Annotated in this window: 19 protein-coding genes; 8 read left to right on the top strand and 11 right to left on the bottom strand. The window is 39.1% G+C overall.

Going from position 1 to position 22,469, the window contains the following annotated elements; genetic code table 11:
* Positions 1-88: 88 nt before the first annotated feature.
* The 5 genes from surE to CW736_RS01940 all read left to right on the top strand — a co-directional run bounded on the left by surE (position 89) and on the right by CW736_RS01940 (position 5,250).
* Positions 89-871: a 5'/3'-nucleotidase SurE gene (gene surE, locus CW736_RS01960; protein ID WP_101012315.1), complete on the top strand. Its 783-nt coding sequence runs from the start codon at positions 89-91 to the stop codon at positions 869-871.
* Positions 861-1,160 carry a hypothetical protein gene (locus CW736_RS01955; protein WP_232735389.1) on the top strand — a complete coding sequence of 100 codons (300 nt, stop codon included), beginning with the start codon at positions 861-863 and terminating at the stop codon, positions 1,158-1,160. Before surE ends, CW736_RS01955 begins: the two co-directional genes overlap by 11 nt.
* Positions 1,161-1,163: 3 nt before the next feature.
* Entirely contained in the window at positions 1,164-2,288 is a 1,125-nt protein-coding gene (lpxB, locus tag CW736_RS01950; RefSeq protein WP_101012313.1) for a lipid-A-disaccharide synthase, read from the top strand.
* Positions 2,289-2,441: 153 nt separating this feature from the next.
* A complete protein-coding gene (locus CW736_RS01945) occupies positions 2,442-3,161 on the top strand; it encodes a C40 family peptidase (protein ID WP_232735388.1) in 720 nt (239 codons plus the stop codon).
* A gap of 22 nt (positions 3,162-3,183) precedes the next feature.
* A complete protein-coding gene (locus CW736_RS01940; protein WP_101012312.1) occupies positions 3,184-5,250 on the top strand; it encodes a ComEC/Rec2 family competence protein in 2,067 nt (688 codons plus the stop codon).
* Here CW736_RS01940 and CW736_RS01935 read toward each other — a convergent pair.
* The 3 genes from CW736_RS01935 to CW736_RS01925 form a co-directional block, all read right to left on the bottom strand.
* Positions 5,247-5,771, bottom strand: coding sequence for a thioredoxin family protein (locus CW736_RS01935; protein ID WP_101012311.1), 525 nt, complete (start codon positions 5,769-5,771; stop codon positions 5,247-5,249). The genes CW736_RS01940 and CW736_RS01935 overlap by 4 nt on opposite strands.
* Positions 5,772-5,894: 123 nt before the next feature.
* Entirely contained in the window at positions 5,895-7,439 is a 1,545-nt protein-coding gene (locus CW736_RS01930; RefSeq protein ID WP_101012310.1) for a peptide MFS transporter, read from the bottom strand.
* A gap of 27 nt (positions 7,440-7,466) precedes the next feature.
* Positions 7,467-9,620, bottom strand: coding sequence for a S9 family peptidase (locus tag CW736_RS01925; protein ID WP_101012309.1), 2,154 nt, complete (start codon positions 9,618-9,620; stop codon positions 7,467-7,469).
* 131 nt (positions 9,621-9,751) lie between these two features.
* On the opposite strand from CW736_RS01925, the gene CW736_RS01920 reads away from it, so the two are divergent.
* A complete protein-coding gene (locus tag CW736_RS01920; RefSeq protein WP_101012308.1) occupies positions 9,752-11,059 on the top strand; it encodes a hydroxymethylglutaryl-CoA reductase, degradative in 1,308 nt (435 codons plus the stop codon).
* 222 nt (positions 11,060-11,281) lie between these two features.
* On the opposite strand, the gene CW736_RS01915 is transcribed toward CW736_RS01920, so the two are convergent.
* The 4 genes from CW736_RS01915 to gpmI form a co-directional block, all read right to left on the bottom strand.
* Complete coding sequence (locus CW736_RS01915; RefSeq protein ID WP_101012307.1) at positions 11,282-11,641, bottom strand: cupin domain-containing protein; 360 nt, start codon at positions 11,639-11,641, stop codon at positions 11,282-11,284.
* Positions 11,638-12,708 (bottom strand): hypothetical protein, encoded by a 1,071-nt coding sequence (locus CW736_RS01910; protein ID WP_101012306.1) that lies wholly within the window; start codon positions 12,706-12,708, stop codon positions 11,638-11,640. Before CW736_RS01910 ends, CW736_RS01915 begins: the two co-directional genes overlap by 4 nt.
* Positions 12,709-12,785: 77 nt before the next feature.
* Positions 12,786-13,400: a thioredoxin family protein gene (locus CW736_RS01905; RefSeq protein WP_101012305.1), complete on the bottom strand. Its 615-nt coding sequence runs from the start codon at positions 13,398-13,400 to the stop codon at positions 12,786-12,788.
* A gap of 4 nt (positions 13,401-13,404) precedes the next feature.
* Entirely contained in the window at positions 13,405-14,919 is a 1,515-nt protein-coding gene (gene gpmI / locus CW736_RS01900) for a 2,3-bisphosphoglycerate-independent phosphoglycerate mutase (RefSeq protein ID WP_101012304.1), read from the bottom strand.
* A gap of 249 nt (positions 14,920-15,168) precedes the next feature.
* Between gpmI and CW736_RS13990 the strand changes: the two genes are divergently transcribed.
* Entirely contained in the window at positions 15,169-15,384 is a 216-nt protein-coding gene (locus tag CW736_RS13990) for a hypothetical protein (protein WP_157810861.1), read from the top strand.
* Here CW736_RS13990 and CW736_RS01895 read toward each other — a convergent pair.
* The 4 genes from CW736_RS01895 to CW736_RS01880 form a co-directional block, all read right to left on the bottom strand.
* Entirely contained in the window at positions 15,327-16,541 is a 1,215-nt protein-coding gene (locus CW736_RS01895) for an NAD(P)/FAD-dependent oxidoreductase (protein WP_101012303.1), read from the bottom strand. The genes CW736_RS13990 and CW736_RS01895 overlap by 58 nt on opposite strands.
* Positions 16,528-17,088 (bottom strand): transposase, encoded by a 561-nt coding sequence (locus CW736_RS01890; RefSeq protein WP_101012302.1) that lies wholly within the window; start codon positions 17,086-17,088, stop codon positions 16,528-16,530. Before CW736_RS01890 ends, CW736_RS01895 begins: the two co-directional genes overlap by 14 nt.
* Before the next feature lie 417 nt (positions 17,089-17,505).
* On the bottom strand, positions 17,506-18,951 hold the full coding sequence (locus CW736_RS01885; protein ID WP_101012301.1) for an aldehyde dehydrogenase: 1,446 nt from the start codon (positions 18,949-18,951) through the stop codon (positions 17,506-17,508).
* Positions 18,952-18,968: 17 nt separating this feature from the next.
* Positions 18,969-21,908: a GH92 family glycosyl hydrolase gene (locus CW736_RS01880; protein WP_101012300.1), complete on the bottom strand. Its 2,940-nt coding sequence runs from the start codon at positions 21,906-21,908 to the stop codon at positions 18,969-18,971.
* Positions 21,909-22,031: 123 nt separating this feature from the next.
* On the opposite strand from CW736_RS01880, the gene CW736_RS01875 reads away from it, so the two are divergent.
* Positions 22,032-22,394: a Na(+)-translocating NADH-quinone reductase subunit F gene (locus tag CW736_RS01875; protein ID WP_101012299.1), complete on the top strand. Its 363-nt coding sequence runs from the start codon at positions 22,032-22,034 to the stop codon at positions 22,392-22,394.
* Positions 22,395-22,469 lie beyond the last annotated feature (75 nt).

Here is a 22,469-nt window from a genome sequence, read left to right as displayed (position 1 = left end):
AACCGTGCCAATTTAAGAAGGTTAAAGTAAGGTAAGAATCTTACATGGTACGGCTAATTTACTTAATTTTAACCACCTTAAATATCTTATGGAAAATAAAAAGAAACCACTCATTCTAGTTACTAACGATGATGGTATTACCGCAAAAGGAATCAGAACATTAATAAGTATCGCTAGAGAGCTAGGTGATGTAGTCGTGGTGGCTCCAGATAGCCCGCAAAGTGCCATGGGTCATGCGATAACCATCAACGACACGCTTTATGTGAAGGAGTTTTTACAACACGATTACGACCATAAGGAATATACGACGAGCGGTACACCTGTAGATTGTGTGAAAATGGCAAGTCATGAAATACTCGATCGCAAACCAGATCTATGCCTTAGTGGTATCAATCACGGAAGTAATAGCGCGATCAACGTGATTTATAGCGGTACGATGAGTGCTGCCATGGAGGCAGGTATAGAAGGAATTCCAGCCATAGGATTTTCTCTATGTGATTATTCTCATGATGCAGACTTCTCTTCATCTCGGGAGTATGTAAAACAAATTATTGAGCAAGTTCTAGAGAAAGGAATGGCAAAAGGAGTCATTTTTAATGTCAATATTCCAAAAGCTACCAAAGAGGAAATCAAAGGAGTAAAAATATGCCGTCAGGCAAATGCTTATTGGGTGGAAGAATTTGACAAGCGCACGAATCCAAATGGTAAGGACTACTACTGGCTTACCGGTAAATTTGTTAATGACGATAAAGGTGAAGATACCGATGAATGGGCACTGGCTCATAATTACATTTCTATTGTTCCTACCCAATATGATCTTACCGCACATCACTATATAAGCGAACTAAATACATGGGATTTTGGTAATTAAGATTTTAAAAGGATTTATATTTGGGCTTATTGCCAATACCATAGGAACTTATCTGTACGTTTATTTTGCAACAGATAAGGGCTTTGAGTACATCATCAAAGAAGGGTATAGCCAAGGTTTCTTAGGAGGGCTTATAGGTTTAGGGGCCGTACTTAATTTAGTGGTATTTTTCTTTTTCCTCACTTCAACTATTGGGAAATTTAAAAAACCCGTGCAGCCATATGAAGCTCGTGGGGTATTACTGGCTACCATTCTTGCTGCACTGGCAGTTTTATATTTTGAATTCTAGCTTATGAAATATTATTTGATTGCAGGTGAGGCGAGTGGTGACCTTCATGGGGCGTTGCTCATGAAAGAACTCAAAAACAAAGATCCAGAGGCAGAGTTTCGGTTTTGGGGTGGCGATTTAATGCAGGCCGAAGGTGGAAGCCTTGTAAAACATTATAAAGAGCTCGCCTTTATGGGCTTTGTAGAAGTGTTGAGCAATTTAAAAGCCATTCTTAAAAACATCAGAATTTGCAAGGAAGATATTGAAGATTTTCAGCCAGATGCGATGATCTATATCGATTATCCGGGGTTCAATTTTAGGATCATGAAATGGGCCAAAATCAAAGGCTACCGAAATCATTATTATATTTCTCCACAAATATGGGCATGGAAAGAAGGTCGCATCAAAGCCATCAAAAGGGATGTTGATCAGATGTATGTGATTTTACCATTTGAAAAGGATTTTTACGAGCAAAAACATCAATTCCCAGTTCACTTTGTAGGGCATCCCTTAATTGATGCCATCGCGCAAAGAAAGACCGTAGATCATATTAAATTCCTTGCTACTTACCACCTGGATGACAGACCCTTAATTGCACTGTTGCCAGGAAGTCGTAAACAAGAAATTAAAAAAATGTTGAGCGTCATGCTGGAAATGGTAGATCGTTATCCAGGTTACCAATTCATTATCGCTGGAGCACCAGGTCAGGACGAGTCTTTTTATAGCGGTTACCTCAAGGACTATCCGGTAACTTTAGTCATGAACCGCACCTATGATTTGATGAGTTTATGCCATGCGGCATTAGTTACCTCAGGAACGGCAACGCTGGAAACCGCACTTTTTAAAGTGCCTCAAGTAGTTTGTTATAAGGGAAGTTCCATAAGCTATAACATTGCTAAACGTATTGTCAAACTGGATTACATATCACTGGTAAACCTTATCATGGATCAACCAGTAGTTACGGAGTTGATACAGTCGCACTTCAACAAGAAAACACTGCAAAAAGAATTGGATCTAATCCTCAATCCTACGCAGCGCAACCGCATTTTTGCAGATTATTATGAATTGGAAAAAAAGTTAGGGGGCATTGGAGCCAGTGAGAATACCGCTGGTATGATATATGCAGATATAAAGAAATTACAACAATAAAATATCTATATGTCGTTTACAAATCAGTTCTTTTCTGTCTTATTCTCCATAAATATAGAATTCTAACAGATGTTATGCTGGTATGTTTTACTTTGGTTGGACCTAAAAGGAATTCTAATTTTATACACAATATTTTGAAATTTAACGGGTAGTATGCGTTTAATCATTCCACTTTCTTATCGCAAGTATGGCATCAGTTTTTTTTTATTCCGCTTTCGCGAAAGCGGAACAAATAGAAAGCAAAACAACAGCAATAAAAAATCTGTTTCTATAGTTTTATCGTCAGTAGTCTTACTGCTTTCCTTAGGACTAACTTCTTGTGGAAGTTCTAGGCCTAGCGTAATTACAACTAAAAAGGAAGCTGTAAAGGCACCGAGAGCCGGTGTTTATAAAAGCCCTACAACATATGGCGACGAAACGGAGATAGAGGAAATAGAAGAAGTGCAACTGGAGGTAGAATCAAATGACAAGCCCTATGCAGAAAGCACTCCTTTTATAGACCAAATAGTGGAAAATGCGATGCGATATAAAGGAGTGAAATACCGTTATGGAGGCACTACTGCAAAAGGAATGGATTGCAGTGGTTTGATTTCTACGGCTTTTGAAGAAGCTGGCAAAAGTATACCGCGGAGCAGCCGTTCTATTTATTTAAAAGCTGATGCGCTGGATCTGGATCAGGTGAGGAAGGGAGATTTTCTATTCTTTGCCACTGGTAAAAACAAGCGACAGGTCAATCATGTTGCACTGATTACAAGAGTAACTCCTGGAGAAATTGAATTCATACATTCCACTACATCGAGAGGTGTGATGACGTCTACTTTGAACGAAGCCTATTGGATAGATGCTTTCTTAAGAGCTGGAAGAATCGATTAAAATAGATTAGGTATATTTAATCATGCGCTGGCTTGATTATCCATTTTATAGAATTTTATTTTTTCTTATCGCAGGAATTATTTTTTCTAGGGGTATAGAATTCCCTGCAGAGGCTTATCTATACTGCTTGGGCATATCTTTTTTGATCGCCTTATTTTCCTTGCTCATCAACAAGTATTCATTTTTTTCAAAAACATTCTTTGCAGTAGCTGTTTACTGCTTTTTCTTTTTTCTAGGAGGAATTCATCTGCAGTACCGTAATCAGCTAACAAGTAATCATTTTATTAATAAGCGGGTACAAGGTGAAGACCAAGTTATTTCTCTTGAGCTAAAACAACGATTGACTTCCAATACATTTAATGATCGTTTTTATGCTGAGGTATTGTTTTTGGGGCAGCAAGAGGTTTCAGGAAAAGCATTGGTGTTATTTAAAAGATCTGACAGTTTAGGTTACCAGGTAGGCGATAGGCTAGTGGTTTATGAGCATATAGGTTTACCAGCATTTGCACGTAACCCAGGTGATTTTGATTACAGAGCCTATTTGAAGTCTATTGATGTCTATGGTCAGATTTATGCAGATCCAACTCGTATATGGAGTGATGAGAGGGGTCCTGAAAGAGCAGATGTGCTCTTGGGTGTCAGAAATACCATTCTAAAGGAACTAACGGCATCCAGTTTAAAAGAGCGTCCTCGTGCGATGATAGAAGCTTTGGTTTTAGGACAACGACAGAATGTTGATCCCGAGCTCACCAAAAGCTTTAGAGATGCAGGGGTGATACATATTCTCGCTTTAAGTGGTTTGCATGTTGGAATCATTCTATTGATTCTAAGATTTCTCACTCAAAGTATCTTGCGACTCAAATACGGTCGCTGGATTCAAAGTGCTGTTCTTATTGTTCTTCTATGGTGCTTTGCTCTACTCACCGGAATGTCACCATCCATCATGCGAGCAGTAACTATGTTTTCTTTTGTGGCCATAGGTATGAACCTCAAACGCAAAGGATCGGTTTATCACAGTTTGACCTTATCTGCTTTTGTGTTATTGGTTTATGATCCACGATTGCTGTTTCAGGTGGGTTTTCAGTTGAGTTATATGGCGGTATTTTCTATTGTATTGATACAGCCTGTACTGGCTGGATTATGGACTTGGCCCAATAAGGTCAAAGATTTTTTCTGGAGCATATGTACCGTTACTATTGCAGCTCAAATAGGAGTAGCAGGAGTGAGCCTGTTTTATTTTCATCAGTTTCCAGGCTTGTTTATTCTTGGTAACCTGCTACTGCTGCCCTTATTGCCATTCATTATAGGTGCTGCGTTGTTGTTGATTCTTTTATTGTTGATCGGGCTTCCTACCGACTGGCTAACGACTGCTATAAATGTACTACTGGAATTTATAATGGAAACCGTTGCTGCAATCAGCTCTTGGGATGCATTTATCATAACAGACATCTACATCACCTGGTGGGAAACCATTTTGATATATACAGCTCTGTTTGGTTTGGTTTTGTTTGTAGTTCCTTATTTTAAAAGAAGTAAAAAGGAACGTTTTTACTTAAAAAAGCCCAACTGGATGCTGCATCTCAGTCTCGCATCTGTAATACTCTGGATAGGGATACATGCTTTTGAAAAGTATACCTTCAGTGAAGAGCAGTTTTTAGTACTGCATCAAGCCACAGGAAGTGCGGTCAGTCTGAGCAATAAGGATCAAGCCCTACTGCTTACTGATTTACATGTCATGGATACTACAAGAGCGGTTATTAGTTTGGAGCGATTAAAAAACATAGAAAATCATCGAGGCAAGAAACTCTCTATAGCCGATTTACAAAGTATGGTACATTATAAAGACGCACAATTGGTGGTGATATCTGAAAATGGAGTCTATGATACTTCTATTAAGAACGCTAACGTCTTGCTGTCGCACTCGCCCAAAATAAACATCGAACGTCTTATTCTAGACACCCAACCGAAAATGATTATCGCTGACGGTTCTAATTATCGCCATTTAATAGAGGCTTGGAAAGTCACTTGTGATCAAAGGAACATTAGGTTTTTAAACACCTATGAAGAAGGAGCGGTAGCAGTCGATTAATCTTGTAGTTTGTATTTAAAATCACGCTGGTAATCGTTCCATTTTTTCCCCGTGTTGATGGACTTATAAGTCTCGTCTGCGAGCATGGTGATGTAGATTTCCAACTTTTTAGCATCTAATTTGCCAGGAACTGGATTGATAATGGTTCCTTTTTCATCAAAAAATACCAGTGTAGGATATTCAAATATTCTTATAAATTCAGCAAATTGATGTTGCGCGCGATCGTTGCGCTTTTTAAGCGGATTAGCGTAGGTAGCACCTTTGTAGTTGATCACTTCACTTCCTTCGGCATTAAATTTTACGGGGTAATAGTTCTCGTTGATGTATGTGGCGATATCTGCTTTCGCGAAAGCGTACTTATCCATCCATTTACAATTAGGACACCAGTCTGTGTAGGATTTCATCAAAATTTTACGAGGTTCTTTTTTCTGTGCAGCAAGGGCATCATTCATACTCATCCAGTTGACTTGAGAAAAGCCAAAAGCCGAAATAAACAGAAATACTATAGTGAATAATTTCATAAAACAAATTTACAACTTCTATTAAAGCAAAAAACACACCGAAGTAGTGTGTTTTTTGTTAAAAATATAATATTCAAATGACATTCTATATATCCGTGTTTATTATTTATTAAAACAGGATTTTTAGTTGATTTCAGTGTCAGCAAGTTCATAGCCTTCTTGTTCGAGTTGCTCTTTGTTTTTATCTTCTGCTCCGTGGGTTAAGCGCTTTAAAGGTTTAAGCAAAGCGATTACTAGTAAGCCAAAAACAACACAGAAAACAGTGATGCTTGTAAATACGGTTAACTCACCTGCTCCTTCTGCGCTTTCCCCTATAATTCCTGCTACTTTATTTCCTAATCCTGTTGCTGCAAAATACACACCCATCATCAGTGCTCCATATCTTATGGGAGCTAATTTTGTGATAAAAGATAAGGCTACCGGAGAAGCACATAATTCTCCTAACGTGTGAAGTAAGTAGGCTAAGGCAAGCCAATACAATGCCGATTCTCCTAATTCTTCATATTGTAAAGAGGCACCTATCATAAAAACAAATCCAAGTCCCATCACAATAACTCCAAAAGCCATTTTAAATAATGAAGAAGCTTCGTTACCACGGTTTTTCCACCATATCCAGGCACTTGCCACAGGTATTGCAAAAATGATAATGTACATAGGGTTAAATGCTTGCATCAACGCACTAGGAACTTCCCATCCTAAAAAGAATCGATCTGTCTTGGTTTGCGTATATAGATTCATTAATCCTCCGGCTTGCTCAAAGGCGCCCCAAAAAACAATTACAATTAAAAATGAAAGCAATAAGACCACATAGCGGTCTTTGTCAATTTGAGTGTCTAGATCTTGAAAAATAGCCATCATCATACCAACGACAAAAGATAAAAACAAGAACAACAGTCCATAAGCCCAGTCCCACATAAAAAGAGCGGCTAATGAGGCGATAGTTAAAAGAACCCATGCAGCTAGCGATCCTTTGTTGCTTATCATATTTTTAAACAGTTGTGCAATGGAGACGTTACCGTCATTTTTCACAGCTTTTGCGGGTTTGTTACCCACGTGGCTCAAGTGCTTTTGACCAAACATATACACCACTTGACCTAATGCCATACCAATAGCAGCTAATCCAAAACCAGCATGCCATCCGTATGATTTGGCTACTAAACCAACAATAATGGACGCCGCAGCAGCCCCTACATTAATTCCAATATAAAAAATACTAAATCCTTTATCTCTTCTATCGTCTCCTGGTTCGTACAAACCACCTACAAGAGTGGAAATGTTTGGTTTTAAAAGACCAACACCAGCAACAATGAGAGCTAGTCCTGTATAAAAGGCCCAGTTTTGCTCAATAGATAAAACACCATGTCCTGCACATAACAATAAACCTCCATAAAGGACAGATCGTTTCTGACCTATTATTTTATCTGCTATTATTCCACCAGGTATGGACGCTACATAAACTAACATCGTATACCATCCGTATAAAGCAAGTGCTCTCCCATCTGTCCAGCCTAAACCTGGATTGTCAGAAAGGGTCTCGCTCGTTAAATATAATACGAGTATGGCACGCATTCCATAATAAGAAAAGCGCTCCCACATTTCTGTAAGAAATAAAATGTACAGACCTACTGGATGACCGAATAGTTCTTTTTGTTTAATTGCATTTGACATATAATTGGGGTTAGTTGGGGGTTGTGATTATAAATTCTCTTTAATAAAATTGGTCATCTTGTTGTACAAGTGGATTCTGGTGTTCCCACCATAAATCCCATGATTTTTGTCTGGGTAGATGGCCCAGTCAAATTGCTTGTTAGCTTGCACCAATGCTTCTACCATTCTCATGGTGTTTTGAACATGTACATTATCATCAGCACTACCGTGAATTAAAAGGTACTTCCCTTTTAATTTATCTACGTGATTGATCGGGCTGTTTTCATCATAACCACTGGCATTCTCTTGTGGAGTCGTCATGTATCGTTCGGTATAAATCGAATCGTAGAACCTCCAGTTAGTTACCGGTGCCACAGCTATTGCCATGCTAAAAGTATCATTACCCTTTAATAAGCAATTAGAACTCATAAACCCACCATAACTCCAGCCCCAAATTCCTACGCGGCTCGCATCGATGTGATTCATAGCACCTAATTTCTTAGCAGCTGCGATTTGATCTTCTACTTCATATTTTCCCAATTCTTTTTGAGTCACTTTTTTAAAGTCGGCTCCTTTGAATCCAGTTCCACGTCCATCTATACATACGACTATGTAACCTTGATTAGCTAGCATACTGTACCAATAGTCATTTGCACCGTACCAGCCGTTAGCTACAGATTGTGAGCCAGGACCGCTGTATTGTGTCATGAATAACGGATAGGTTTTGTTAGGATCAAAGCCTTGAGGCTTCATAGTCCACATGTTCAAATCATTGCCATTGATGTTAATGGTAGAAAATTCTTTTTGGGCTACTATATAATCCTTCAATTTGAGTTGAAGATTATTGTTGTTTTTGATCTCTCGCACTAATTTGCCATCCTCTGCATTATTCAATGTGTATACAGGTGGAGCAGTAGCACTTGAAAATGTATTGATATAATAGGTAAAGTTTTTACTAAATGAAGCAGAGTTGGTACCTGTTTCAGAAGAGAGTTTTTTCTTTTTCTTTCCTTTTAAAGAGATGGAATAAATGCCTCTATTGATAGAGCCATCTTCTGTGCTTTGAAAGTAAACGCTTTTTGAATTGTCATCATAACCATAATAAGAAGTAACGTCCCAGTTTCCTTTTGTGATTTGGCGTTTTTCTTTACCATCGGCATCGTATAGATAAATATGCCTCCAGTTGTCTTTTTCACTGGTCCATAAAAAGCTGCCATCTTTTAAGAAAGTAAGGTCGTCAGTAACATCTATATACGCCGTATCCTTTTCAGTAAAAGCGATTTTTGATGTTCCATCAGGGTTAACGTAAAAGAAATCCAAAACATCTTGATGTCTGTTCAATAATTGGGCAGCAAGTTGGCCATTAGGAGAGTAATTGATTCTGGCTATATAAAATTCTTCATTACGTCCTAAAGAAACTTCTTGTCTTGTTCCTGTAGCTAAAGTAAACTGGTGCAATGCGACAACGGCATTGTTTTCTCCAGCTTTTGGATATTTAAATACTTCAGGGTACTGATACAAATCCTTTCCGTAAATATCCATAGAAAATTCAGGAACATCACTTTCGTCAAAAGAGATAAAAGCAATCTGCTCACTATTAGGACTCCACTCATAGGCCTTTACAAAAGCAAATTCTTCTTCATATACCCAGTCTGTAACTCCATTAATTAATTCATTAGTGACACCATCCTGAGTCACTTGAACTAATACTCCTGTTGTCAAGTCCTTATAGTAGATATTGTTTTCAAAAACATAAGCTACTTTCTTACCATCTGGAGAGAAAGAAGGGCTTCTAACGAACTCGTCACTTAAAGAAGTCAGTTTTTTAGTTTCTAGGTCCAAAACATGCACCTTATCATAGGAACTGCGTCTGAAGATTTGGTTGCTTTCAGAAATGATCATCATTTGCTTCTCATCACTGCTTAAAATATAATTACTGATAGGAAGCTTGATGTCTGCGCTATTAACTAGGGTTGCTGTTTTTTCTCCAGTGAGATAACTGTATTTATCTATGGTTTGCGTCTGGTCTCTATTGTAGTTAAGAACTAAATATTCAGTCCCGTTGTTTAATGAGGCTAAAGATTGAAGCCCTTCTGTGCGGAATTCTCCTTTATAAATATCTTCAACACTAATGTTTTTCTGAGCGGTAATGCTTTGACTTACAAATATAAAAGCCAATAAAAGCATGCAGTTTTTAATCATTCCTTAGTTTTAATTACGTGTGACCTCAATTTTACTAAAAATATCCCAATAAAGCTACGGTTTAGGCGATTATCCTGTAGGAGTAAATTCTCCCTAACCGATTGTATCTTTGCGACTCAATTTTTATATGTATGCAACCTGTTACTGGATTTTCAAAACTTTCTAAATCTCAAAAGATAGATTGGCTGGTTTCCCATCACCTTGATGATAGCGCTACGGCTCGACAAACGCTTATTCAATACTGGAATGAAGATCAAAAATTACAGGATCTTCACGACGGTTTTAGTGAAAATACAGTAACCAACTACTTTTTTCCATTTGGTCTTGCGCCTAATTTTTTAATCGATCAGGAATTGGTCACCATTCCCATGGCGATTGAAGAAAGTAGTGTGGTGGCTGCAGCGAGTAAAGCCGCTAAGTTTTGGCTGGATCGCGGTGGTTTTAAAACACAGATCAAAGGCACTCTTAAATCTGGACAAGTACATTTGATGTATCATGGTTTGGGCAGTGAGATGGATGCTTTTTACGCTTTCGCGAAAGCGGAATTATTAGAATCCCTAGAACAAATCAACGCCTCGATGAAAAAACGTGGTGGCGGTATTCAAGAATTGAGCTTAGTAGATAAAACCAAAAGCCTCGAAGGCTATTACCAGTTGCATGCCACCTTTGAAACCCGTGATGCCATGGGTGCTAACTTTATCAACACCACACTCGAGCAACTGTCAACGACTTTAAGACAAAAAGCGGCCGAATTTCAAGGCTTCTCAAGCGATGTGCCAGAGGTGATCATGAGCATCTTGAGCAATTACGTTCCCGACTGTCTTGTAAACGTATCGGTGTCCTGTAAAATAGAGGAGATAGGAACTATTAATGGAGTGACTGGGGCAGAGTTTGCCAGAAAATTTGTCCGTGCTGTGGACATTGCCACCGTAGAACCTTATCGTGCGGTAACCCATAACAAAGGAATCATGAATGGCATTGATGCGGTAGTCATTGCTACAGGAAATGATTTTAGAGCCGTTGAGGCTGGAGTGCATGCTTTTGCTTCTAGAGATGGACAATACCGAAGTCTTACTCGTGCGCGAATAGAAAACGACAGCTTTATCTTTGAAGCTGATTTTCCACTGGCTTTGGGAACTGTTGGTGGGCTTACATCCCTACATCCACTATCCAAACTCGCCATACAAATTTTAGGAAATCCTACTGCTGAGTATTTGATGAAGGTAACTGCGGTTGCAGGGCTCGCTCAAAACTTTGCTGCCTTACATTCTTTAGTAACTACAGGGATACAAGCCGGACACATGAAAATGCACCTGGTCAATATGCTGGAACAAATAGGAGCTACAGATGAAGAAAAGAAAGTATTGCGTCAAGAATACACTGATAAAACACCTAGTTTTTCTAGTTTAAGAGAGAGTTTAACCTTGCTGCGTAAGTAAAAGTAAAATCAAAAAGAAAGTCAAAATCAAACTTGAATTCAGATAGAAAATGACTTTAAAAAGTCAGGTCGTTGTAAAATGGTTTTGGTGTAATTTGATCTCGATTTAATTATTTATAGGTTTTCCAGCGAATAACCCATTCAAATTCGTTAATGATTATTCTTTGATCTATGTTCTTTAATTCGATGTTCACTTTCGAGTTCGAGTTCGAGTTCGAATTGATCAAATCCAGTCCAGTTTTTCTTTAGTAAACTCATGTTGTACGTCACCGGTATGTTTGATCATTGCAGGTTCAAATAGCATGACATGAACTTCTTCGTGAGCGATAGGTTTGTGTGCTACACCGCGGGGTACGATGTAAAGGTCCCCTTCATTTAAAGTGATGGTTTTATCTTTTAGTTCTATAAGTAATTGACCTTTGATGACGTAAAACAATTCATCTTCATTTTTGTGATCGTGCCAGACAAACTCGCCCTGAAGTTTGGCTAGTTTTACCTGTTGACCGTTGAGCTCCCCTATAATTTTAGGAGTCCACTGCTCTTTGAATAAACTCAGCTTTTCTTTAAGATTGATGGCGTTCATAGTTTTTCGGCTATTTTATTGGGATCTATATAATAAATACGGTCTGTTTGCGGGATTTTGGACTTGAAGTTTTCTAATATTTTATCGTAAATCTTTAGTTCTGGATGTATGGCAATACCGCGTTCTTCCATGGAAAGACGTTGCAGGCTGATGAGCATTTTTTCTTTTTCAGGAATGCGGTCGTAGGATGATAACCGATCCATATGATCATTCAGTACGAGATAACCACTTTTTGATTTCCCCGAATAAAGCATCATGCTCAAGTTCTCAGGAATCCATATGATTTGTGAAAGTGCTGGCAACAACCAAAAGAAAACTCCTAAAACAATCATAATGGGTTGAGCAGAACCTATTCTAAATGTCGATAAAGCACTTTTTCTAAACAGGTAAATTAAGATCACGATCATCAAGAAATTCCACGGCAATACGATCGAGTTCCAGTCCAGTTTCCACGGTCCTAGTTTCCATATAATCAGAGTGTGTAGTAGGAGGAGTGGGATGCAAGCAAGTTTTCGCGTAAGCGGTAACAGCAGTAATAATCCAGCAACTATTTCTATGATGGCAAAACCATATCCTATGGTATTAGTGTAATTAAATGGCAAGGAATACAACCAAAAGCGTGGTGCAATATCTATGACAAAACCTATGTTGAGTTTGTGTAAACCGCTAAATATATAAATTCCAGAAGCGATGATCAGTAATGCGGTGTATAGAATGCTGGAGTCGTATTTGAGTAAAATAAGTGCCGCAAATACACCTAGATAGACAATCATGTATGGAGTCAATCTGTGCAAGTCGAAGACAATAAGGACTAGGTATAAAAAGACTGAAATAACAAGCAGCCACTTGGCTATTCTTACATTAATAAATAGTCCTGTAACTGGTAATGAGAACATCATTACAGCTAGTAAAAAAGTCAATGCGTCCGGAATGTGATAATTAAATAAAGAAACTGTCAGTAAATCATGAGATTTAAAAAAACCATTAAAACCTATAAAAGCGGTGGCTAGCCAGCAAATAATGAGCGTTGCGTTGAGCACATAGCGATTTGAAAAGTGAAGGTTCAAGTTGGTTAATTTATACGGAATATATAAAAAAAACGAGGAATGGGAATCCCTCGTTTTAAATTATAAAATTGTTCGTTCTAGTTATCGTAAGAATGCTTGTATTCTTGACCAGTAACAATCTTCAACATGTCTTTTTCTAGAGATTCTCTAGGGCGTTCTACATAGCGGCCTATTTCAGTCCCGTTGCGGTAAAAGATAAAGGTAGGTACGCGCTGGATGTTGTAGTCAGAAACTAAGTTTATAGGTCTTTTTTTAGAACGATCCACAGTGATCATGGTAAGTTGATCCATATCAAAGTAGGCTGCCTCAAGGATATTATAAAACTGAGGAGTTTCTCTTTTGGAATCACCGCACCAAGTACCCATATAAGCTCTTATTTCTACATCTTTAAGAGCTAATTTAAGTGCGTCTATCGTTTCTTGATCGGCCGCATAAGTCTCCATTCTATTATTGAACCAAGAGTTAAAAGGTGCTTGCATAAAAGCATCTTTTTGAACAACTCCAGTTAGATTTCCAGACGCATCTTTTGCATAAGAAGCACCTATGTCTATGCTGCCATCTGTCTGACTGGCATTATTTATTTTCTCCTCTGTATTGGTAGTCGTATTAGCACTTGTTTTTTCTGTGGCAACCTTTTGAGTTCCACAAGCAGCAAGTGTTACTGCGGCAATGAGTATATATATCTTTTTCATGTTACTAAATTAATGATTTTTGTGTCATTTCACTTGGTTGTTGTACACCTATTAACTTTAATACAGTAGGAGCGATGTCCCCTAGAATCCCGTCTTTTACTTCTTTAATATCTTTATCGACTATAATAATAGGAACAGGATTAGTGGTGTGTGCTGTATTTACAGATCCATCGGGGTTGAGCATTACCTCGCAATTTCCGTGGTCTGCTATAACGATCACTGTGTAATCGTTTTCAATGGCAGCAGTAATGACTTCGTTTGCTGCAGCATCTACAGCCTCACATGCTTTTACCGCTGCTTCCATAGAGCCGGTATGTCCAACCATATCTGGATTGGCAAAATTAAGGCATATAAAATCGGCTGTTTTTTTATTAATTTCTGGAATGATACTGCTAGTTACGCAATCTATAGACATTTCAGGTTGCAAGTCATAAGTAGCTACTTTAGGAGAGTTACACATCAACCGGCTTTCTCCAGGAAAATGTTCTTCTTGACCACCATTAAAGAAAAAGGTCACATGGGGGTACTTTTCTGTTTCTGCAATACGTATTTGTTTTTTCCCAGCAGCAGAAAGGACTTCTCCTAATGTGTTTTTAAGGTTGTCTTTTTCAAAGATGATCTTGATGTTTTTGTAGCTTTCATCATATTTAGTCATGGTGACATAGTACAGATCCAGCGCATGTGTATTTTGCTCATGAAAATCTTTTTGGGATAACATTTGAGTTAGTTCGCGGCCTCTGTCAGTTCTATAATTAAAGAAAATAACCACATCGCCTTCTTCTACTAAACCTGCAGGCTCAGTGCCGTTGAGCACGACTATAGGTTCTATAAACTCATCAGTAACACCCTTTTTATAATTCTCTTTTATCGCGACAACAGGATCATGTGTAGGAAGACCCATACCGTGCACGATCACATCATAAGCTTTCTTTACACGTTCCCAACGTTGGTCTCTGTCCATGGCAAAATAACGTCCAGTAACAGATGCTAACTGTGCATTGGTACCGCTTATGTAATTCATCAAGTCTTCCACATGACCAGCGCCAGATTTAGGATCTACATCTCGGCCATCAGTAAATGCGTGGATAAAAACCTCTTCCACTTCATGGTCGCTCGCTATATCTAGCAATGCTTTTAAATGATTGATATGGGCATGAACACCACCATCAGATAACAATCCTAAGAAATGTACTTTTTTAGAGTTCGCTTTCGCGAAAGCGAGAGCATCCACCAGCACTTTCTCTTCCTTAAGCGTGTCGTCTTTTATGGCTTTATTGATTTTGGCAAGATCTTGATAGACAATTCTACCCGCACCGAGGTTCATGTGACCTACCTCGCTATTTCCCATTTGTCCTTCAGGAAGTCCTACGTGCTCACCGTCAGTACGCAAGGTGGCGTGAGGGTATTTCTTATATAGGCTATCTATAAAAGGAGTGTTTGCTTGCGCAATAGCACTTACTTTTGGGTCTTGTGTGATTCCCCAACCGTCGAGAATCATTAAAATCGTTTGCTTATTCAATGTGTCAAAATTTGAACTCCTAAATTAAGAAAACCACAGCTTTTTAGCTCTAAATAACAGAATTGATTGAATATTTTTCTACGAAAGCGATTGCGAGATTTTATTTTATAGCATCAGTCACAGCGTTCCATAGAGAAAGATCACTAAAGAATAGTTCATAAAAGCAGTGAAATTTATAAGCACCGTTTTTCTTTTCATAAACACATAAAAATCGCTTTGACTTTTTTTTAAAAAAAAGTCAAAGCGATTTTGCCTACTGCCTACTGCCTACTGCCTACTGCCTACTGCCTACTGCCTACTGCCTACTGCCTACTGCCTACTGCCTACTGCCTACTGCCTACTGCCTACTGCCTACTGCCTACTGCCTACTGCCTACTGCCTACTGCCTACTGCCTACTGCCTACTGCCTACTGCCTACTGCCTATTGCCCTTGCAATCATCCAGCCACCGGTCCAGGCATTTTGAAAATTAAAGCCGCCAGTAATGGCATCTATATTTAGGATTTCTCCTGCGAGGTACAAATTATCTTGTTTTTTGGAAGAAAAAGACTTGAAGTTCACTTCTTTTAAATCCACACCGCCAGCAGTGACAAACTCTTCTTTAAAAGTGCTTTTTCCATTGATAGCAAAGGTGCTTGCTGTTAATACTGTCGCGAGATTATGAAGGTCCGTATTGGAACAATCGGCCCAGTTTTTTTCTGTAAGACTGATGCTTTCTACTAAATATTTCCAAAGTCGTTTAGGTAGATCAAACAGCCACTCGTTACCTACTTGCTTTTTGCTGTCTTTTCTTCTCGCGGCTAAAGTTTCAAAACAGTCTTGAGCAGAAATATAATTCAACCAATTCACCACCAAATCAAATTTATAATCTGATTCATGCAGTTCTCTTGCTCCCCAAGCACTCATTTTTAAAATGGCCGGCCCCGAAAATCCCCAGTGGGTAATCAATAAAGGTCCTTGAGATTCTAGCTGTAATTGAGGTATTTCTACTCGAGCTTCTACCGCTATTCCTGCCAACTCGATTATTTTTTTATCAACTATATTGAAGGTGAAAAGGGAAGGGACTGCATTTACAATCGTATGATCTAGTTGACGCATCATTTCCCAAACTTTTGGACTACTTCCTGCGGTGACCACTAGATGTTCACAAGAGAACGTATCTGTTTTAGTATGTAATTTCCAAGAATCTGTTTTCTCGATAGAGGCCACATTATTGCTGGTAAGAATATCTATGTTGTGTTTTCGTGCTAGCGAGATAAAGCAGTCGATAATGGTCTGTGAAGAATTAGAAACCGGAAACATACGTCCATCTTCTTCGATTTTTAATTCTACGCCACGCTCTTCAAACCAAGCGATGGTATCACCTGTCATAAAACTGTGAAATGGACCTAATAGTTCTTTCTCTCCTCTTGGGTAATTACGGGATAGAGGTTTTGGTTCAAACTCAGCATGCGTGACATTGCATCTTCCACCGCCTGAAATACGCACTTTTTGGAGTACGTCTTTTCCGCGTTCCAATATCGCAATAGAATGATTGCTGGTCTGCTCTGCCAGATTGATGGCGGTAAAAAATCCAGCTGCGCCGCCGCCTATGATTATGGTGTTGTAGTTAGTTTTGTTCAAAAGTAGGAGTGAAAGAGGTGTTTAATTGATAAGCTCTATGAGCGGCAACAAAGTTAGTGGAATCATCAAACAATTCTAGAACAAAGTCACGATCTATAAATGTGGCTAAATCATCTAAAATTTCATTGTAAGAAGACCAAGGATAACTAATGATGTCTTCTACAAATCCATCCTTAACTGGATTGGAATGCACATATAAAATAACATTTTTCAAATAGGTTTCTGATGCTATAAGTTTCCTCTTAAAAGGCTTTTTAAATAAACTTCCCGAACGATTATAGGCTTTGTTATATGCTTTTGCATAACCTATAAATAAATTTGCAAAGGCTCTTGAAATTTGAGTTTCTTCTATTTCTTTTGTTTTAACAACGAGATGAAAATGGTTTTTCATCAAACAAAAAGCGATAATCTCGCAAACTGGTGACAGGTGTTTTTCCATTTTATCGATAAAGAAAGGATAATTACGAGATTCCTTAAAAATATCAATCATGCCATTTGCTTGATTAAAAATATGGTAATATTTATCTCCTTCGATTCTATCGTTCATAATAACAAGGTAAGAACATCTTTTAAGTCAACCAAACATGCCAAGAAGAATACTTGGCATGTTAGTTTCTAATTTAAAAGAAATTGTGGAGACCCGACCTGCCAACTACTTATGTTAGCAGCTTCTAGAAAGGAGAATTGACCTTTCAACTATCTGTATTGGCATCGTCTGGATCAAATCGGGGAGCTGATTTTAAAAAAGGGTTACTTTAAATTTTGAAACCGTGTACGAGTTTATTTTTAGGCTTTTCGATGTCAACCAAACATGCCAAGAAAGAAGAATACTTGGCATGTTAGTTTCTAATTTAAAAAGGATAATTAAGACCCGACATGCCAACTATTGGTGTTAGCAGCTTCTAGAAAGGAGAATTGACCTTTCAACTATCTGTATTGGCATCATCTGGATCAGAAGGATATTTTAATACTCAATACAAACATTCTTAGGTTCGGTAAAGAAGTCCAAAGCTTCAAAGCCACCTTCACGACCTACGCCGCTGTCTTTTACGCCGCCAAAAGGGGTGCGCAAATCCCTATTCAGCCAGGTGTTGACCCATACTATTCCGGCTTCGATTTCTTGCGTCATTCTCATGGTTCTGGATAAATCGTTGGTCCACAAAGTCGCGCTGAGTCCGTATTTAGTGCCGTTTGCGAGTTCTAGTGCGTGAGCTTCGTCGGTAAATGGCATGATGGTCACCACCGGTCCGAAGATCTCTTCTTGATTCAGTTTGCAGTCGTTGGAGGACACTTCGATTACGGTGGGTTCTAGGTAATAACCCTTTTCATATTCTTTTACGATGACACGGTTTCCGCCGGTTAAGATGCGGTAGTTTTCTGGTTCCGCTTTCGCGAAAGCGAGGTACTCTTCAATCTTTTCTCTATGACCAGCACTGACCAAGGCACCTACTTTGGTGCTAGACTGGTCTGGATGACCAACTCTCAGGTTCTTCACACGATCAACAAAGTCTGTTTTAAACCGCTCATAAATCTCCTGCTGCACAAAAATACGGCTGCCGCAAAGACAGATCTGACCTTGATTTGCAAAGGAGGAACGCACTGTGGTATCTAGCATTTTATCATAATCACAGTCAGCGAAAATGAGGTTGGGGTTCTTACCTCCCAATTCCAAAGAAAGTTTCTTAAACATAGGTGCAGCAGTTCTTGCAATGTGCGCGCCAGTTGTGGTCCCTCCAGTAAAACTGATGGCTTTGATATCTGGATGCGCGACAATTGCTTGACCACAGCTCGCTCCATTTCCATGAACGATGTTGAGAACTCCAGCAGGCAAACCAGCTTTTTCAACGATTTCACCCAATAAATAAGCGGTGGCAGGCGTCACTTCACTAGGCTTAGCTACCACACAATTTCCAGCGGCGATGGCTGGAGCAATTTTCCAGGTAAATAAATACAGAGGTAAATTCCACGGGGAGATACAACCTACGACACCTATAGGTTTGCGTATTGTATAATTCATGGTGTTCTTGCCAACACTTTCATGAGCTTTAGTAGCATATTGAGTAATGGCATGACCATAGAATCTAAAATTAGAAGACGCTCGCGGTATGTCAACAGCTTGAGCCAGCCATACAGGTTTCCCATTATCACGAGATTCTGCTGCAGCGAGAGCTCCTAGATTTTCTTCTATCAAGTCTGCGATGCGCAACATGATTTTAGAGCGCTCATCAATTGATGTGTTCGACCAAGATGGAAAAGCTGCTTTTGCGGCTTGATAAGCTTTCTCCACATCATCTTCGTTAGAATTGGGTATCTCCCCATAAATAGTTCCTGATGCAGGTTCATAATTATCCAACCAAAATCCTGATAAAGGGATTTGCTCTTCATTATTGATGAAATTTTTTATGTCCATTTTTTCTTAACTCTTAATTATTTCACTGTTATTTCGTCCACAAAAATCCAAGCATTGCCATCATAAGGATGCCCCAAATGCCATTCTGGTAATTTACCATAAGTAAGGGCTCGCATTTTTACAAAACGCACATTTTTTACTGCGGTCTTCAAGTTGACATTATGAATCGCAACGATTTCTTCTTTGCCAGTTTCAGGTAGTTTTTCTGATACTGTTTTGAGGAGTTTTTTATTCTCATCATAGAGTTCAAAGATGACTTTCTTAGGATAGAAAATCCAGCTGCGTTGGTCTTTTAAGAAACTGGTACGGACTTGTTGTACCTCTTTGGAACTTCCTAAATCTACTGTAGCTACCACATCTTCTTTTTGTGTTCCTTGCCAGGATCCAGAACGGAAATCTTGGGTTCCTTTCATCCCGTCTATCAAGGCATCGTTGCCGCCAGCACTGTATTCGTTTGCATAGGTGTGCTCTAAGACGATGGACATATTCTTGTCGTATTTGTAAAATTCGGTAGTAAGGGTATGACTTATTTTGTCATCCTTTACTGCATTAACCGAGAGGATTATAGGTTCTGAAATAGGTATAGGGCTTTCGTATAATTCAAATTCGCTTCCATTGATGCTGTAAAATATCTCGGCATCGGCGTCAATGGTGTTCAGCGTAATTGTGGTTGTATCAGAAAAAGAAATAGCTCCAGATTCTATATAAGGCACTGCGGTAATGAGTTCTTCAGTAATAGCACTTACTGGTCGGTCTTCCACTGCTGTTGCCCAAGATGTAGGTTGTGCACTCATGTTGTAGACGAGCGTTCCAGATTCGGTGATGATGTCATGGGTTAAAAAGGAACTTGAAATTGGTTCTGCTTTTGCTAAAGAGGCACTATCATAATCAATACTTTCTATATACTTCCCAACTCCATTTTTAATCAAAGTAACCTGCTCGCCATTTTCTAGGTTAATAGTCGCTTTGTCAAATAATGGCGTTCCAATAATATACTGGTTGCTTCCTGGAGTCACCGGATAAAATCCTAGTGCACTCATCACATACCAAGCGCTCATCTGTCCACAGTCTTCATTTCCAGATACGCCATCTGGTGCGTTGTGGTACAAAGTGGTGAGAATTTCATGGACTTTTTCTTGAGTTTTATGAGGTTTGCCTATAAAGTTATACAAATAGGCCATGTGATGACTGGGTTCATTTCCATGAGCGTATTGACCTATCAATCCGGTAATATCGGCTTGATGGCGGCCAGAGGTTTCCATTTTTGCAGTAAACATATGATCGAGGTGCTTTTCATAAGCGGCATCACCTCCCATCAGATCGATATGACCAGAAATATCTTGTGGCGTGTACAAACTGTACTGCCAGGCATTTGCTTCTGTATAATTGAAATTGACCTCTTCTGGTTTAAAAGGAGCAAACCATGTATTGCGGTAACGACCTTGTAAAAACCCAGTAGCCGGATTGTACATGTTCTTATAATTTTGTGCTCTGCGAGTAAATTCAGCGTACTTTTCTTCATTGCCCATAGCCTTGGCCATTTGTGCGATGGTCCAGTCGTCATAGGCATATTCTAGTGTTTTAGAAACCGACTCGCTTTCTAGTTCTACAGGAATAAAGCCGTATTTTTTATAAGATTCTAAGCCTAGTTTATCTTGATTAGCACTGTGAAGCATGGCTTCAAAAGCTTTGTCTACGTCGTAATCTCTGATTCCTTTTAAATAAGCATCTGCAATGATGGGAATGGCGTGATAACCTATCATACAACCGGTATAATTGCCACTTAAATCCCAAATAGGAAGAATACCACCTTCATCGTATTTGGCCGTTAGTGTATGGATAAAATCGTTGGTGCGTTCTTGTTCTATAATGGTGTACAAAGGGTGAGCCGCTCTGTAGGTGTCCCACATGGAGAAAACCGTGTAGTAATCGAAGTCTTTAGTTTTATGAATTTCTAGATCCATACCGCGATAACGTCCATCCACATCTTGATACAAATTAGGAGCTATCATGGTATGGTATAAAGCACTGTAAAAGTTGACTTTGTTATCGTAATTGTCATCTTCTATTACAATTTTATTCAGTTGCTTTTCCCAAGAGTGGTTAGCTTGCTTTTTAATGGTTTCAAAATCTTTGTTGCCTATTTCGGTTTCTAGATTTTGTTTTGCTCCAGCTTCATCTACTGCACTAATTCCTATTTTAATGCTGACGGGCTCATTGTTAGGGTTGTCAAAATTTAGAGCTAATTTTTTAGGCGTTACCTCCTGTTTTGTATTCCAGTTTTTAATAGGGTGCGAGGTTGTTATGTAGAAAAATAACATTTGCTCTGTTGCCCAAGCGCTAGAAAAACGCTTCCCAATAATTTCAGTTTCTGATATCAATTGTAAATCGTGCTGTAATAATTTATCTCTATGCTCTAAATCCAGCATCACAAATTGATTCTTTGAAGAAGGGAATTGATATTCATGCATTCCTGCTCGTTCGGTAACCGTTAATCGCACATCGATATCGGTATCGTCCAGATGCACTTCATAATACCCAGGGCTGGCTTTCTCCTTATCATGAGAGAATTTAGAGGAGTAGCCTTCCTTACCATCGGCGCCGTTATTGTAGACGGCTTTGTCGGTAGGCATGAGAAGAATATCTCCATAATCGCTCACACCAGTGCCGCTTAAATGGGTGTGTGAAAACCCGTAAATCACATCGTCACTGTAGTGATAACCGCTACAGCCATCCCAACCGTCAAGACGGGTGTCAGGGCTCAATTGCATCATACCAAAAGGCATAGTTGCTCCAGGATAGGTATGCCCATGGCCGCCAGTTCCTATAAACGTATTGACATATTCGGTCAGTGGTCGGTCTGCGATGGCAGGGGAGGAGTCGATCTTAGCATCTGTCGTGCAGCTGGAAATTGTTGCTGTTATAAAAATTAAAAAGCAGTAAAATATAGTTTTCATAGGGCTGTACACGTATAAGGCTAAAGATATGGAAAAGGTTTTTCTTAGTTTACTTTAATACCGCTTTCGCGAAAGCGGCATAACTTTAACTCTTAATTAAACTATGAACTTTATCTTTGTAGGATGCTTACACCACTATCAGAACAGGAATTACACCAATTGGCGATGAATATCGTAGGAAAAGAAATGGAAGAGTTGGGATTTGAGTTTTTATCCATCAATTCTAAACCTAAAAAGGACCCGCAGTTTGTGGCATTAAAAGACAAATTTTTACATTTTGTGGTGGTGCGTGCGGTGACCTACCCTGAAAACCCAGTACATTATGATGAGAAATTACTCCACATGATGCGCGATCATGGAGATAAATACAAAGCCACTACCTATTATGCTGGAGTAGGTCTAGCTAATTCTCGAGATTATGAAATGCCGGTGCACCACGAGGATGATTATGTGGTGAATTTTGCAGGATTGATAGAAATCAAGTAGCCTTGCGGCTTAGAATAAGGTCTGCTTACTGCGACAGCGGCTCTTGCTCAACACCAGTCGCTTAAAGAATATAGT

Source organism: Nonlabens sp. MB-3u-79 (genome assembly GCF_002831625.1).
In the GTDB taxonomy this organism is placed as follows: domain Bacteria; phylum Bacteroidota; class Bacteroidia; order Flavobacteriales; family Flavobacteriaceae; genus Nonlabens.
This window is presented reverse-complemented; position numbering and strand designations above follow the sequence as displayed.